Origin of the sequence: Rheinheimera sp. (genome assembly GCF_037442345.1) — a bacterium.
Lineage (GTDB): Bacteria > Pseudomonadota > Gammaproteobacteria > Enterobacterales > Alteromonadaceae > Pararheinheimera.
In genome coordinates this window covers 21,272-36,495 of record NZ_JBBIQL010000035.1, presented here as the reverse complement: position 1 = coordinate 36,495, position 15,224 = coordinate 21,272, and the positions used below count along the sequence as shown (strand labels likewise).

Annotated in this window: 14 protein-coding genes; 7 read left to right on the top strand and 7 right to left on the bottom strand. The window is 53.6% G+C overall.

The features are described 5' to 3' along the window. Both WKJ04_RS17325 and folD read left to right on the top strand, forming a co-directional pair. On the top strand, positions 1–307 hold a 307-nt coding region (locus WKJ04_RS17325), incomplete at its 5' end, for a hypothetical protein (RefSeq protein ID WP_337881564.1). Positions 308–311: 4 nt separating this feature from the next. Beyond that, the gene (folD, locus tag WKJ04_RS17320) at positions 312–1,172 is read left to right on the top strand and encodes a bifunctional methylenetetrahydrofolate dehydrogenase/methenyltetrahydrofolate cyclohydrolase FolD (protein WP_337881563.1); all 861 of its coding nucleotides are present in this window, start codon (positions 312–314) and stop codon (positions 1,170–1,172) included. Between the two features lie 54 nt (positions 1,173–1,226). Here the strand turns inward: folD and WKJ04_RS17315 are convergent, their stop codons facing one another. The 4 genes from WKJ04_RS17315 to WKJ04_RS17300 form a co-directional block, all read right to left on the bottom strand. Beyond that, positions 1,227–2,693: a carbon starvation CstA family protein gene (locus tag WKJ04_RS17315; protein ID WP_337881562.1), complete on the bottom strand. Its 1,467-nt coding sequence runs from the start codon at positions 2,691–2,693 to the stop codon at positions 1,227–1,229. Positions 2,694–2,802: 109 nt separating this feature from the next. Further along, the gene (locus WKJ04_RS17310) at positions 2,803–3,117 is read right to left on the bottom strand and encodes a hypothetical protein (RefSeq protein ID WP_337881561.1); all 315 of its coding nucleotides are present in this window, start codon (positions 3,115–3,117) and stop codon (positions 2,803–2,805) included. Then, entirely contained in the window at positions 3,098–3,439 is a 342-nt protein-coding gene (locus tag WKJ04_RS17305) for a YggL family protein (RefSeq protein WP_337881560.1), read from the bottom strand. Before WKJ04_RS17305 ends, WKJ04_RS17310 begins: the two co-directional genes overlap by 20 nt. 65 nt (positions 3,440–3,504) lie before the next feature. Then, positions 3,505–4,116: a TetR/AcrR family transcriptional regulator gene (locus tag WKJ04_RS17300; protein WP_337881559.1), complete on the bottom strand. Its 612-nt coding sequence runs from the start codon at positions 4,114–4,116 to the stop codon at positions 3,505–3,507. Between the two features lie 118 nt (positions 4,117–4,234). Between WKJ04_RS17300 and WKJ04_RS17295 the strand changes: the two genes are divergently transcribed. Further along, the gene (locus tag WKJ04_RS17295) at positions 4,235–5,254 is read left to right on the top strand and encodes an MBL fold metallo-hydrolase (protein WP_337881558.1); all 1,020 of its coding nucleotides are present in this window, start codon (positions 4,235–4,237) and stop codon (positions 5,252–5,254) included. Between the two features lie 168 nt (positions 5,255–5,422). Continuing rightward, positions 5,423–6,898: a SulP family inorganic anion transporter gene (locus WKJ04_RS17290; protein WP_337881557.1), complete on the top strand. Its 1,476-nt coding sequence runs from the start codon at positions 5,423–5,425 to the stop codon at positions 6,896–6,898. Positions 6,899–6,937: 39 nt separating this feature from the next. Here WKJ04_RS17290 and WKJ04_RS17285 read toward each other — a convergent pair whose 3' ends face one another. Then, positions 6,938–7,798, bottom strand: a complete 861-nt coding sequence (locus tag WKJ04_RS17285) for a hypothetical protein (protein WP_337881556.1) — start codon at positions 7,796–7,798, stop codon at positions 6,938–6,940. Positions 7,799–7,889: 91 nt separating this feature from the next. Next, positions 7,890–9,791 carry an AsmA family protein gene (locus WKJ04_RS17280; RefSeq protein WP_337881555.1) on the bottom strand — a complete coding sequence of 634 codons (1,902 nt, stop codon included), beginning with the start codon at positions 9,789–9,791 and terminating at the stop codon, positions 7,890–7,892. 136 nt (positions 9,792–9,927) lie between these two features. Between WKJ04_RS17280 and WKJ04_RS17275 the strand changes: the two genes are divergently transcribed. Beyond that, positions 9,928–10,680 (top strand): class I SAM-dependent methyltransferase, encoded by a 753-nt coding sequence (locus tag WKJ04_RS17275; RefSeq protein ID WP_337881554.1) that lies wholly within the window; start codon positions 9,928–9,930, stop codon positions 10,678–10,680. A gap of 95 nt (positions 10,681–10,775) precedes the next feature. Next, positions 10,776–12,356, top strand: coding sequence for an amidohydrolase family protein (locus WKJ04_RS17270; protein ID WP_337881553.1), 1,581 nt, complete (start codon positions 10,776–10,778; stop codon positions 12,354–12,356). Positions 12,357–12,402: 46 nt separating this feature from the next. On the opposite strand, the gene katG is transcribed toward WKJ04_RS17270, so the two are convergent. After that, complete coding sequence (katG, locus tag WKJ04_RS17265) at positions 12,403–14,580, bottom strand: catalase/peroxidase HPI (protein WP_337881552.1); 2,178 nt, start codon at positions 14,578–14,580, stop codon at positions 12,403–12,405. 271 nt (positions 14,581–14,851) lie between these two features. Here katG and WKJ04_RS17260 point away from each other — a divergent pair, with 271 nt between their 5' ends. After that, positions 14,852–15,217 (top strand): PadR family transcriptional regulator, encoded by a 366-nt coding sequence (locus tag WKJ04_RS17260; RefSeq protein ID WP_337881551.1) that lies wholly within the window; start codon positions 14,852–14,854, stop codon positions 15,215–15,217. Positions 15,218–15,224 lie beyond the last annotated feature (7 nt).

The following is a 15,224-nucleotide window of genomic DNA, read 5'->3' as shown; positions in this document are numbered from 1 at the left end:
TTGCGACCCCTTGGACCCAAACCAAGTGCGCTACCAAGCTGCGCTAATCACCGACATCGTTACACTACTGCAACGGGGCGGAATATTACAGCCCGGCTGCGGGAGCGTCAAACCTTTTTTTGCCGCGCCAAGACTGATTGCTCATAATTTAAACCTTCTGGCGCTTTCGCTGAAATTAGCCGCACTCAAAGCCATTTTTTTAAACATTTTCGGGCACTTATTCGGCTGGGATCTGGATTCAGGTTGGCCTGCTCTGCCCTGCTGTGCGACAATTAGCGCCCATCAGATCCAGCAACTAAATGAGTAATCCGATGGCAGCACAAATCATTGATGGCAAGGCAGTTGCCCAATCCACCCGCAACCAGGTTGCAGCACGGGTCCAGCAACGTCTGGCCGCTGGCAAACGCGCACCAGGCCTGGCCGTGGTGTTGGTAGGGCTGGACGCCGCTTCGCAGGTCTACGTAGGCAGCAAACGCAAAGCCTGCGAGGAAGTAGGCTTTGAGTCCTTTTCTTATGACCTGCCTGCCAGTACCAGCCAACAGGATTTAATGGCTTTGATTGACACCTTGAATGCCGACCCAAAGGTCGACGGTATTCTGGTGCAATTGCCATTGCCCGCCGGTCTGGATGCTTCCGCCATTCTGGAACGTATAAACCCGCTTAAAGACGTCGATGGTTTTCACCCTTACAATATTGGCCGTTTGGCGCAACGCATGCCTGCGCTGCGCCCTTGCACACCTAAAGGCATTATTAAACTGCTGCAAAGCACCGGGGTGCAAATTCGCGGTATGGATGCGGTGGTCGTCGGCGCATCCAATATCGTCGGTCGTCCTATGGCGCTGGAACTGCTGCTGGCGGGTTGCACCACCACCGTCTGCCATAAATTCACCAAAAACCTGGAACAGCAAGTGCGCCGCGCCGATTTGTTGGTCGTGGCCGTGGGGAAAGCTGAATTTATCCCTGGCGACTGGATTAAACCGGGTGCCATAGTCATTGATGTGGGCATTAACCGTCTGGACAGCGGTAAGCTGGTCGGAGATGTGCAATTTGATAAAGCAGTTGAACAGGCCCGTTTTATTACACCTGTGCCTGGTGGGGTCGGCCCTATGACAGTGGCTTGTCTGATTGAAAATACGCTGGAGGCCTGCGAGCAGTTTCATGACCAGTCATAACTGCCGTTTGCCGTGATCGTCAAAAGGGCCCTGTGGCCCTTTTGACATTAGAAGTCACGCAGTTTTCAGCCGGTACTTCTGGTGAGCCAGCACCAGCGCAATCAGGCTGATCAGTGCCACTGCCGCCCCTATGGCTTTGCTGTAATGTGCAGGCAGCGCAAAACCTATAGGGGCAGTGGCGATATAAGCCACTGTAATGGCCGTGCCAATCACCGCCGGGATACTGGCAATCCAATGAAAGGTACCGCGGTCAAACAGGTATTTGGTGGCCAGCCACAAGACGCTGGTGGAGAGCAACATGTTGGAGAAGGCGAAGTAGCGCCAGATCAACGAGAAATCCAGCAAGGTCATCAGGTAGGCCACAAACAGAATAGGCACCGCCAGCAACAGGCGGTTACGCACGCTTTGTGGAATAGCAAAGGCATCCACTATGGTCAGACGCAAGGCACGAAACGCCGTATCACCCGACGTAATAGGGAAAGCCGCTACCGCCAGCACCGCCATAACGCCCCCTAAAACACCTAAGTAGCTGGTGGAAATATGGTTGACCACTAAACCCGGGCCTCCTTGATCCAGCATGGCTTTGAGCTCGACATAACCGCCCGGGAAGGCAGAGATACCAGCCAGCGCCCAGACACAAGCGACAATGCCTTCACACATCATGGCTCCGTAAAACACCGGACGGGCGTATTTTTCATTCGTCAGGCAGCGGGCAATAATAGGCGACTGGGTGGAGTGAAAACCACTGATCGCACCACAGGTAATGGTCAGGAACAACAAAGGCCATACCGGCAAACCGTCCGGATTGGGTTGCAGCAGCTCATGTTCCTGATGGCTGTGAGTGAAATAGGCAAACAGATCCTGCACCTGCGGCAGATGTGGCGCTTCCAGCAGCAAGGCACCAGCGATCAGCGTGGTCATCAGGATCATCAGGCCACCAAAAAACGGGTACAGGCGGGCAATAATTTTGTCCACCGGCAATAAGGTTGCCAGGAAGTAATAAAACAGGATCACCAGCACCCAAAAGGTGTTGTTTTCCAGGATAGTGCCATCAAAGGCACTCAGGTTCGCCAGTAAACCGGCCGGGCTCATAATAAACACCACACCGACGAAAAACAGCAACATGGCCGTGAACACCAGCATCAAGCCTTTAAACACCACATTGTAATAATGGCGGGCTATCTCAGGCAGGCTTTTGCCATCTTCCTTCAGGCTCATCACTCCTGAGAAGTAGTCATGCACGGCGCCGCCTACGATGTTGCCAATCACAATCCAGACCAGCGCCACCGGCCCATACAAAGCCCCCAGGATAGGCCCAAAAATAGGGCCTACCCCAGCGACATTCAGAAACTGAATTAAAAATGCCCGGGTTGGGCTCAGGGCCACGTAATCAACCCCTTCGCTGAAGCGTTGTTGTGGTGTGGCAGCGGATGGATCTATCCCCGCCTGTTTCTCGACAAAAGGGCTGTAAAATCTGTAACCCAGCACAAGAATGGCAAGGCATAGAAAGAAGATCAGCATAAGGTACTGTCCTGTCTGGTTTTTATTGACAGACTCTATCCTAACAGGACAACAATAAACACCCAATTAGCCAATGGTCGGATCTGGAAGGCCACCAAGGCGGAAAGCGTTACAGCTTCCCGCTCAGCACCAGTCCAGCCAATGCAGAAAACACCAGCATAAAGACCCCGCTGTAAAACAGCGCGTTCAACGCTTTCGGAGCCGAAGCCAGCGTTGTTTTGCCTTTGAGCACATCCCAATAGATGTCGGGTTGCAGTGCAAACACCAGAGCAATCAGCATCACGCCGGTCAAACGGCTGTACTCCAGTTGTGTCAGACTGGCATTGTAAGTGCCCAGCAGCAGAACAAGGAGTGCAGCGCATACGGCGGCGGCGGACAACAGCCGCAGCCATAACGGGGCTTTTTCAGAAGGACGTAACGCCATAATTGGCATCCACCAGTTCGCTGGTTTTCAGCTCCGACACCTGCGGCTGACTGTTAAACCATGCAGTGACAGCGGCAATGTCTTCCACAGTGGCAGAGCCGTAACGGTGGGCTGACCAGATAAAAGCTTCAAACTGAGTGTTATCACCGCCACCGGCCATCACCAGATCACGTTGCTCAACCTGATGAATCACTTGATCCAGAAAAGTGCTGAATGCATGTTCATCAGCCAAAGCCAACTTACAGGACAGCATAAAGCCATGTTCGGCAAACTCACCCAGATACAGCTTTTTTTGTAAACGACGGCTTTTCGCTTTAGACACACTAAACTCCTTAGTCCCAATTCATTCGAGTCGCGATCCTGAAGGCTGGACGCCACAGATTCAAGTTATTTTTCTGCACAGCCCCGGTACTGGCAGACAAACATCTGCACATTGGTACGGATGATTTGGGCCCGCTGTTCACTGTAATCGTGCATCTGAAATACCACAGGCCAGAAGGCAAACGCTTTGCACAACCCCCAGAACTGGGTCTCCGCCATACGCAAATCGTCAATCTGCAACACCCCGGCCTGATGCGCCTGAGCCAGAAAGCGGCTTAACCCCTTCTCTTTTTCTGACACCTGATGGATCATTTGTTCAATCAGTTGCGGCTGACGAATGTACTCAGCCAGCAGCACCCTGGCCTTCTCAATGAAATCGGCCTGCGAGTACAATTGCCACATAGCTTCGGTGATGTTTTCCAGCTGCACCACAATGTCTGTTGCCGGATCATACTCCACATTGGTGACATCTTTACTGAGTTGCCAGAACGACTCCGTCACCGCCTGAAACAACGCCTCTTTGCTTTCAAAGTGGTTGTACACAGTGCGTTTTGACACCGCCGCCCGCTCAGCAATGGCATCCATACTGGCACCGGCAAAACTTTTTTCTTTAAATTCAGCCAACGCCGCTTTATGAATGTCCAGACGCTTTTGCTCTGAACGACTGAGTTTCTCCACCTGACTGACTCCGTAAAACCTGATCTGAAAAAAATTTTACACTACTGAGTTTACTTTTTCATGGTTTTTATTAAACTACACCGTGTAGTTTACTTTAATCTTCATCTCAGGAGCCCATATGAACAGTCAGACAGCTAACCCGATCCGTGTTCAGGCCGACACTCAGGACAAAACCCCCTGGGTTCGCATTTTATGGCGCTACCTGAGCCAGAAGGTGGCGGACAAAACCCCAAGCCAGGCCTTGCCGGTGCAACAACCCGATTTATCAGGCAAAGACGATCTGGTGACACGTCTGAGCCACAGCACAGTGCTACTGCGCCTTGACGGCCAGTACCTGCTGCTGGATCCGGTTTTTTCAGAGCGGGCCTCTCCCCTGTCGTTTGCCGGCCCAAAACGCTTCCATCAGTTGCCGATGCAGATCAGCGACTTGCCGGAAATTTCAGCCGTGCTGATCAGCCATGACCATTATGATCATCTGGATAAAAAGTCAGTGCAGCAACTGGATGCCAAAAGCCGTTGTTTTATTGTGCCGCCCGGGGTGGACCAGCATTTAATCCGCTTTGGTATTGCGGCCGATAAAATCCGCGTGCTGGACTGGTGGCAACAGACCCAACTGGGCAGTCTGACCATTCACGCTACACCGGCCCAACATTTTTCTGGCCGCGGTTTCTGGGATAAAAACCAGACCAGTTGGGCCTCTTTTATGGTGGAGTCGAGCCAACACCGGATCTTCTACAGTGGCGACAGTGGTTATTTCAATGGCTTCGCCCAGATTGGCCGGCGTTTTGGCCCTATTGATCTTGCCCTGATTGAAACCGGCGCTTACGACGAGCTGTGGCCTGATGTGCATATGCAGCCTGAGCAGAGTTTAAGAGCGCATCTGGATTTGCAGGCCAGGTACCTGATGCCGGTGCATAACAGCAGTTTTGACCTCGCCATGCATGCCTGGTACGAACCGCTGGAACGGCTGGCGCTGGCCGCCGACGCTTACCAGGTGCCACTGATAACCCCTGTGTTTGGTGCTGCAGTGAAACTGGCACAACTTGGTCAGCCACAGCAACCCAACCTGTATTGGTGGCGCGAGCTGATGCCATCCGGTGCGACCTTGGCGTTGGAACCGCTGTTTATCCCCGCATAAAAAACCTTCATTCACCGGGGCGGCTTTGTTAGCATAGCCGCCCTTTTTCAGGCCTGACACCAACTCAGGACGCTGAAACTGAACACCAAAAGCGCAGTGAGCTGGAGCGCAGTTTTTGTGTCTCTGCCAGTCGCTGCATCCGTTGATTTAAATTGTGACAGGTCGCCTATGTGGTCTTATTTACAACAGCACTGGTTTTATAACCTGCGTGCTGACCTGCTTTGTGCCGTGCTGGTTGCGCTGGCACTGATCCCGGAAGCCATTGCGTTTTCCATTATCGCCGGGGTCGACCCCAAAGTCGGCTTATACGCTTCCTTTGCTATTGCCGTGATCACCGCTTTTGCCGGTGGCCGCCCGGCAATGATTTCTGCCGCCACAGGTGCCATGGCGTTGCTGATGGTGACGCTGGTCAAAGAACATGGCCTGCAGTATCTGTTAGCCGCCACTTTGCTCTGTGGTGTGTTGCAAATTCTGTTTGGGTTATTAAAACTCGGGGAGCTGATGCGTTTTGTCTCACGCTCCGTCGTCGTTGGATTCGTCAACGCCCTGGCCATTCTGATTTTTATGGCCCAGTTACCAGAGTTGACCGACGTCAGTTGGCCTGTCTACGCCATGACAGCAGCAGGCCTTGCCATTATCTATTTGTTGCCTTATCTCACCACGGCTGTGCCCTCTCCGCTGGTCTGCATCCTGGTGCTGACGGCCTTGGCCATTGGTTTTGATCTGGACATCCGCACTGTCGCCGATATGGGCGACTTACCTGACAGCCTGCCGGTCTTCCTCTGGCCGCAAGTGCCGCTGAACTTTGAGACACTGCAGATTATTTTCCCTTATTCCCTGGGCCTGGCCTTGGTCGGTTTACTGGAATCGCTGATGACTGCCACCATAGTGGATGATTTAACCGACACCAACAGCAACAAAAGCCGGGAATGTATTGGTCAGGGCGTCGCCAATATTGGCTCGGGCCTGATTGGTGGCATGGCAGGCTGTGCCATGATTGGTCAGTCGATGATCAACGTCAAATCGGGCGGCCGCAGCAGGTTGTCCACCCTGATGGCCGGTGTCCTTTTGCTGTGTTTTGCTGTGTTTCTTGGTGACTGGGTAGGGCAGATCCCTATGGCTGCCTTAGTGGCCGTGATGATTATGGTCTCCATCAGCACCTTTAACTGGCAGTCAGTAAAAGACATGCGCAGCAACCCCCGCAGCGCCAGTGTCGTAATGCTGGTCACGGTGGCGGTGGTGCTGTACAGCCACAATCTGGCATTTGGTGTGTTCGCCGGTGTGTTACTCAGCGCCTTGTTTTTTGCTCACAAAGTCGGGCAATTGCTGGCCATACAGTCCGAGCTGAGCCCCGACGGCCAAAGCCGGCTGTACCGGGTCACGGGCCAGGTATTTTTTACATCAGCCGATGCCTTTTCTGCAGCTTTTGATTGCAAAGAAGGCCTGCCCAACGTGCAAATCGATTTAAGTCACGCGCATTTTTGGGATGTAACGGCCGTCAGCGCGCTGGACAAGGTGGTCTTGAAGTTTCGCAAAGCAGGAACTGATGTCGAGGTTTTGGGCCTGAACCAGGCCAGTGCCACTTTGGTCGATAAGTTTGCTGTTCATAATAAGCCAGATGCAATAGAGCAACTGATGCACTGACGCCAGACAAAGGAGCCGTAATGGCTCCTTTGTTTGGCATCAATACCCTTTGGCCGGGTCAAACCACAGCTCAGCGTTATCCAGGGGCGTTTCTTTGGGTAACAGGGGGTTGATCAGTTCGATACGGGTACGCCCAGCCAAATCAGCTTTGTCGAGCGCCGGGCCAAAACAGCGCAAAAACAATGCCTGCATACTGCCATCCTCAATGGCTGCCCTCAACCCCAGCTCTATCGCCGCGGCCAGCTCGTCATTGTCTTTCTGCACAAAAAAATACAAAGGCGCGATGTAATGCAATACCCATTTAGGTGCAACCCTCAGCCCAAGGGACTCACGCTCTGAGAGCTCGGACCAGATCTCCGTCACAGAGCGTGGGAAATAGTCCACCCGGCCGAACTTCACCATACGGAACATACCTTCAAAATCACCGCTGCCCAGCACCCTGAACTGATTCGCCTGCAACACCGGAAAATCCGGCCAGTCACTGCCTTGAATCGCCAATAACCGGTGCAGTTGTTCACTGGTCAGCTCCTCAAATTCATGGAGCCGGTCCGGCACTATGACCAGAAGACGCCAGCCCAGCAGACCCCGATCAATAGGAATACGGATGGGCCTGAGCTGCTGTTCACGTTCGGGGCTGGTCATGGTCCAGAGCACATCGATTCCCTGCGCTTTACTCACCTGGCGCAACGTACGATGCTGAGTCATCACTGAGGCACTGGGGAGCGCCCGGTAATCCGCGCCGGATTTTTCAAGCGCCAGTTTCAGTAAGGCCACCGGATAATCGCCACGCTCATCGGAGGATAAAGTTTCAGGCCAGGCATAAACCACCGGCGTGGCTGCCACAGACTGGAATGAAAACACGAACATCAATTGAAGTAACAGGATGGAGCCGATGCGCATAATGAACCTTCCCTGTTCCGTCCCCAACAAGCGGACTGTTGTCTCAGTGTAGTTAAAATCAAGACAACAGCCAGCCATTTATCCCGTTTTATCAGCCACCTAACCAGCCTTTCAGTTTGTCTTTCACTTTGTCTTCAATTTTTTGTTTGGCTTTGTCTTTGGCCGCCTGACTGAGATCCGGTCTGATTTTCACATCAGACCAGGGGCCCTTGACCCGGACCGGAATGCTAAAGCCCTGGCTCTGCTCTTGGGCTCCCTGACCTTCAATGCTGGCCACCAGGCTGGGGCTGAGCAGATAATCCAGCTGCTGCGTGGCTAAATTCAGGCTGCCCTGGCCGGTCAGCCGCAACAGTGGGCTGGCCAGCTGCAAATCGTCACTTTGCCCTACCCCCTGGGTAAAGCGCATGCTGGCCGACAATTCGGAAAAATCGGTTTTTTCGGATTCGCTGAAGTCTTTGTCCAGATTAATGCCCTGCAGGTTGCCTTGCAGGGCCTGCTCAGCGCTGCGCACCAGCGCGGCAATATTGGCGCCCCGGATGGCACCGTCGGTAAAACGAAAAGCCAGAGTGCCATTTAAGCCTTCCATCAGCGCTTTCTGATGCTGACCACTGCTGGCAAGCTCTCCCTGGAGTTGGCCTGTTCCCAGCAAGTTATCAAAACCAGCCGCGTCTGTGAGTAAAGGCTGTGCCGCCACACCGGATAAATCAAAGCGGGCCGCCAGTTGGTAAGGGCTGGTGGCAGCATTCAGTTCCAGCAAGGCGCTGCCTGTGCCCTGATACGCCTGCAATTGGCTCAGTTCAAACCTGGCTTTGCCTTTGTTCAGCTTTAACTTCATCTCGCTCTGACCCAGTTGAATATCCTGAAAACGCAAAGCGGTAAGGCTCAGCTGCTGGTCCAGATTGATTTGCTTCAGTGCAGATAAATCCAGTGGGGTGCTGTCCCAACCTCCATTAGTCGCAGCCTGCGGTTTCTTCCCCTTGTCGTCTGAAGTACCAAGGTAAGGGTTCAGATCCAGCGCATTCAGCGCCAGATGGCCACTGATCCTCAATGGTTCCATGAATTCAATGCGCTGCTCGCCGGTCAGCTTCAGTTCGTCCAGCTCCATCCTCAGGCCAGTCAGTTGCAACTGCTGGTCGGTTAACAACAGGTCTGAACTCAGAGTAAAGGCATTCATCACCCCGGTGTCTGCCCTGGTGTTTATCTCAAACCAGGCCAGCAGATCCCGCAACGAAGCGGCTTCCAGCACTATTTTCCCTTGCAGATTGCGCTGATAACTGGCGTCCAGTTTCAGTGCCAGCAGTTCATTATCTAACTGCAGCGCCAGACGGATGGGCTCTTTGGCCAACAGCGCCGCCAGGTGATCCAGTTTCAGCTGCAGCTTTTGGGTTTTACCCCGGTACTCCGCAGCGCCTTCAATACGGAGTGGGCGCTTCAGGCTGTCAATCTCTATTTGCAATTGCAGTTTATCCAGCCTCTGTTCAGTGCCTGCCTGCAAATCCACGTAACGCAGGCTGCCATCGACAATACGGATATCCCCCAGATGTAAATCCGCTATGGCTGCAGAAGCAGGCGCTTCGGTTTGGGCTGCACCCGCCGGGGCATTGCGTTCAGACAATTGCCAGTTGGCGTTACCTTCCGCATTTTTTTCCAGGTACAACTCAGGTTTTTCCAACACAAACTCATCAATGCTGACAGTGCCGGACCAGAGGCTGCTCCAGTCCAGCCGCAGCGTCAGTTGCTCTGCACTGAGCATAGTGCTCACCTGACTGCCTGGCTGATTGGCAAACTTCAGGCCTGTCAGCTGCAAGCCCAGCTGCGGAAACAGGGTCAGTGACGGCGTGCCATCCACCGCAATGCGGCGTCCGGTTTGTTGCTCCACCTGAGTGCTGACCTCTGCCCAGATTTTTTCCGTGGAAACAAACTGCGGGATCAGCAGCGCTGCAGCCAGAATCAACACCAGCAGAACAGCCACCAGTTTTAATGCGAATTTCATTTTTGCTCCTTGCCACTTGCATCAGAAAAGACCTAAGCATAACAGCTGCTAACTGAACCCTGGCTTTAGCTGTTGCCAGTAGGCGGAGGAAGTAAAACCAGCTAGAATGCGCGCCCTCACCATTCGGGGCCACCTTATGAGCAGAAGTAACGCCTTATACACCGACTTGTCCGGCTATTACGATTTAATGTGTGCCGATGTCGATTACCCGGCACAAAGCCAGGCTGTTCACCGGCTGCAACAGCTGTTCGGCAACGGCGGCAAACGGCATCTGGATTTAGCCTGCGGCACAGGGCCGCATATCCGGCAATTGCTGGACTTGGGCTACCAATGCCAGGGGCTGGATCTGAATGAACCCATGCTGGAGCAAGGCCGGCAACGCTGCCCGGAAGCCTTGTTCTCGCAGGGCGATATGTGTGAGTTCAGTCTGACAGAACCTGTTGATCTGATTACCTGCTTTTTATATTCACTGCACTACTGCGCCACCTTAGAGCGGTTGCAGCGCTGTATTGCACTGATAGATCAGGCGTTGGCGGCGCAGGGGCTGTTTTGCTTTAACACTGTGGACAAAAACCACATCGACAACCAGTCGGTGCAACAGCACAGTGCTTTGCAGCATGGCAGCCATTTTTTATTCCAGTCCAGCTGGTATTACCCGGGCCAGGGGTCACAGCAACAGCTGAAGTTATCCATTCTGCGCCGCCAGGCTGACCAGAGCGAAGTCTGGCAGGACAGCCATACCATGGTCGCAACCAGTTTTGATCTGCTGCTGCACTATCTCGAACCTTATTTTGAGGTGCATTTGCTGGAGCACGACTATCAGAAAATAGTCCCCTGGAATGGTCAGTCCGGAAACGCACTGGTCGTTTGTGTAAAAAAACAGCGTTAGTCCACCGCAACCAGCGTTCTTTTTATCCGGTTCAGTTGCAGCACAACGGCCACCTTGTCATAGTAATTTCACTACTATAAAAACAAGGAATTCAGATGCCTGCATTCACCAGACTCTGCCATCTGCTGTTGTTAAGCCTCAGTGTCAGCCTTGCCGCTGCACCTGCCACCGAACGAACCCCATCCGCCACAGAGCGCCAGCAGGGCGATGGACCTTATAAGCGGCTGATTTTACGCGGCGTCACCTACATCAGCGGCGAAGGCGCACCACCTGTTGGCCCCGTTGATATGGTTATTGAAAAAGACCGTATCACCGACATTGTCACAGTCGGCAACCCCGGTGTGCCTGTGCTGACAGAAAACAGGCCCAAAGCCCAACCTGATGATAAAGAAATGGATTTAACCGGTATGTATGTACTGCCGGGTTTTATTGATATGCATGGTCATATTGGCGGCAGTGCCAACGGCATTCCGGCCGACTATGTGTTTAAACTCTGGCTGGCGCACGGCATTACCACAGTGCGTGAACCCGGCAGCTTTAATGGCCTGGCCTGGACCCTGCGCCATGCCAAAGCATCCGGGCAAAATCGTATTGTCGCGCCCCGTATTGTGCCTTATGTCGGCTTTGGTCAGGGCCTGGGTAAACCCATTGTCAGTGCCGAACAGGCGCGGGACTGGGTGAAGGATGTGAAAAAAGCCGGGGCCGCCGGTATAAAGTTTTTTGGAGCGCCACCGGCCATTATTGCTGCCGCCCTGGATGAAGCCAAAAAACAGCAGCTTGGTACCATGATGCACCATGCCCAGCTGAACGTGATGAGCACCAATGTGCTCGACAGCGCCCGTATGGGGCTGACGTCAATGGAGCACTGGTACGGTTTGCCGGAAGCGCTGTTTACCGGCCAGACCATTCAGAATTACCCACTGAACTACAACTACCAGAACGAACAGGACAGATTCAGCGCTGCCGGTGAATTGTGGAAACAGGCAGCAGAACCAGGCTCAGAGAAATGGAATGCGGTACGGGATGAGCTGATTAAGCTGAACCTGACCATCAACCCGACCCTGACCATTTACGAAGCGAGCCGCGACGCCGAAGCCCAACGTAACGCGCCCTGGCACCAGGACTACACCCTGCCCACCCTGACCAATTTCTTTAAACCCAACCGTTATGCCCATGGTTCTTATTGGTTCGACTGGGGCACTGAGCAGGAAGTGGCCTGGCGGGAAAATTACCGCCTCTGGTTTCGTTTCCTCAATGACTTTAAAAACCATGGCGGCCGCATCACTGCGGGCTCTGACGCCGGTTACATCTACAAAATTTATGGCTTTGCTTACATTCAGGAGCTGGAGCTGCTGCGCGAAGCTGGCTTTCATCCGCTGGAAGTGATCCAGGCTGCTACCCGCAACGGTGCAGAGGCGCTGGGTATGGAACAGGACATTGGCAGTCTGTTGCCGGGTAAAAAGGCGGATCTGGTCGTGGTGGCGGAAAACCCGCTGGCCAATTTTAAAGTGCTGTTTGGCACCGGTCATTACCGGCTCAATGCCAATAACGAACCCGAACGCAGTAAAGGGGTGCGCTACACAGTGAAAGACGGCATTGTCTACGACGCTCAGCAACTGCTGGCTGAGGTGCGCCAGATGGTGCAGCACGCCAAAGCCCAAACCAGCAAGCCATAACGGCAAAAGGGCGGTCAATGCCGCCCTTTCCGTTTGTCCCCGCTGATTACTTCAGATCATAACGATCTGCGTTCATCACCTTGACCCAGGCTTTAACAAAGTCCTGCACAAACTTGGTTTTGTTATCGTCCTGCGCATAGACCTCAGCGTAAGAGCGCAGCACTGAATTGGAACCAAACACCAGGTCAACCCGGGTCGCAGTCCATTTCACAGCGCCGGTTTTACGCTCGACTAGCTGGTAGGCGTTTTTGCCTGTGGGCTTCCAGCTGTAGGCCATGTCAGTCAGATTGACAAAGAAGTCGTTACTCAGCACGCCCACCCTGTCCGTAAAGACGCCATGGTTGCTGCCGCCATGGTTGGCGCCCAGTACCCGCATACCACCGACCAGCACCGTCATTTCAGCGGCCGTCAGGCCCATCAACTGGGTGCGATCCAGCATCATTTCTTCGGGGCTGACCAGATAGTCCTGTTTCAGCCAGTTGCGGTAGGCGTCATGCAGCGGTTCCAGCACCGCAAAGGATTCCACATCCGTCATCTCCTGCGTGGCATCACCACGACCTGGCGCAAAAGGCACTGTCACACTGACTCCGGCATCTTTGGCCGCTTTTTCCACCGCCGCACTGCCGCCCAGTACAATTAAGTCGGCCAGACTGATTTTTTTGCTGAGCCCGGCCTGCAGCTGCTCCAGCATGGTCAGCACCTTTTGCAAACGGGCTGGCTCGTTGCCTTCCCAGTCTTTCTGCGGAGCCAGCCGGATGCGGGCCCCATTGGCACCGCCACGGTAATCCGAGCCCCGGTAAGTGCGGGCGCTGTCCCAAGCCGTTGCAACCAGCTCAGCCACCGACAAACCTGTGGCCAGAATTTTTGCTTTCAGCTCGACAATTTCTGCGTCGGACAAGGTGTAATTCACTGCCGGAATCGGGTCCTGCCAAATCAGATCTTCGGCTGGCACGTCCGGGCCTAAATAACGGCTTTTCGGACCTAAATCGCGGTGCGTCAGTTTAAACCAGGCGCGGGCAAACACCTCTTCAAAATAGGCCTGGTCTTTGTAGAACCGTTCAGAGATTTTGCGGTAGTCCGGGTCGACTTTCAGCGCCATATCGGCATCAGTCATCACCACCCTAGTACTGCCAGAGCCACCTTCCACATCCGTGGGCGTATCCTCAGGCTTCAGATTGACCGGCTTCCACTGATGGGCACCGGCCGGGCTTTTGGTCAATTCCCAGTCGTATTCCATCAGCATTTTAAAGAAGCCGTTATCCCATTTAGTCGGGTGAGTCGTCCAGGTGCCTTCGACGCCGCTGGTCACAGTGTCGCGGCCAATACCGCGGCTTTGCCTGTTCACCCAACCGAAGCCTTGCTCTTCAATAGCGGCGGCTTCCGGCTCAGGGCCCAAATTGGCCGCATTGCCATTGCCGTGTGCTTTACCTACGGTATGACCACCGGCCGTTAAAGCCACTGTTTCTTCGTCGTTCATCGCCATACGGGCAAAAGTCACCCGCATATCCTGTGCAGTTTTTAACGGATCCGGGGTGCCGTCTACCCCTTCCGGGTTGACGTAAATCAGGCCCATCATCACAGCGGCCAAGGGGTTTTCCAGATCACGCTGGCCGGAGTAACGGCTGCCTTCACCACCGCTTTTCGCCAGCCACTGTTTTTCTGAGCCCCAATAAATATCTTTTTCCGGATGCCAGACATCTTCGCGGCCCCCGGCAAAACCAAAGGTTTTAAACCCCATCGACTCATAAGCCATATTACCAGCCAGGATCATCAGGTCGGCCCAGGACAGTTTATTGCCGTATTTTTTCTTGATGGGCCATAACAAACGGCGGGCTTTGTCGAGGTTGCCATTGTCCGGCCAGCTGTTCAGTGGCGCAAAACGCTGAGTACCAGTGCCACCACCACCGCGGCCATCCGCAATGCGGTAAGTACCGGCACTGTGCCAGGCCATGCGGATCATTAAACCACCATAATGGCCCCAGTCGGCAGGCCACCAGTCTTGAGAAACCGTCATTAAGGCTTTTAAGTCGGCTTTGACTGCGGCCAAATCCAGCGACGCAAATGCTTTGGCGTAGTTAAAATCCGGATCCATCGGGTTGGTTTTGCTGTCGTGCTGATGCAGGATGTCCAGATTCAGCGCATTAGGCCACCACTGCTCTGAAGCATTAGCCGTCACTGTTTTAGCGCCATGAGCGAACGGACATGTTCCGGTAGATTTATCCATCAATACTTTCCTCATCGTTGAGATCACGTTAGTCAGGGTCTGGTTCGCCCCTTGGGTGCTATAAACCTTAGCCCCTTTTTTTGACAACAGAAAGAAAGTTAAATGAACAGCCCTAATCGATTTTATTGATATAAAACAGGATTATCCTTCTATCTGCACTGGCCATTTGGAATGCCTGAGCTGTTGTCAGACCCACAGCTTGCATCCTTTCTATTTATGGTATACAAGTTACTATGCAATACATAGTAACCTGTATAACTGAGTATGAACCATGACAGATACAGATAAACATTCTGACAAATGGGAAGCCCAGTTGCGTAAAGGGACCTTAGAACTGGTCATTCTGGCCCTGTTGCAACAGCGCACTTTGTACGGGCTGGAGCTGTTGAAACAACTGCAACAGTACAGATCCACAGCCATCAGTGAAGGCACTCTGTACCCCTTGCTGGACAGACTGAAACGGGATGACCTGATCGACGCTGTCTGGGTTCAGGAAAATGACACCAGACCACGTAAGTATTACAGCCTGGCCCCTGCTGGCGTCGAACGGCTGGCCGCCCTGCTCCAGCTGTGGCGCCAATCCGTGGCCGACATTGAGCAGTTGCTGTCGCCGGTCTGTACCCGCTCAGCTGATTGAAGGAGAA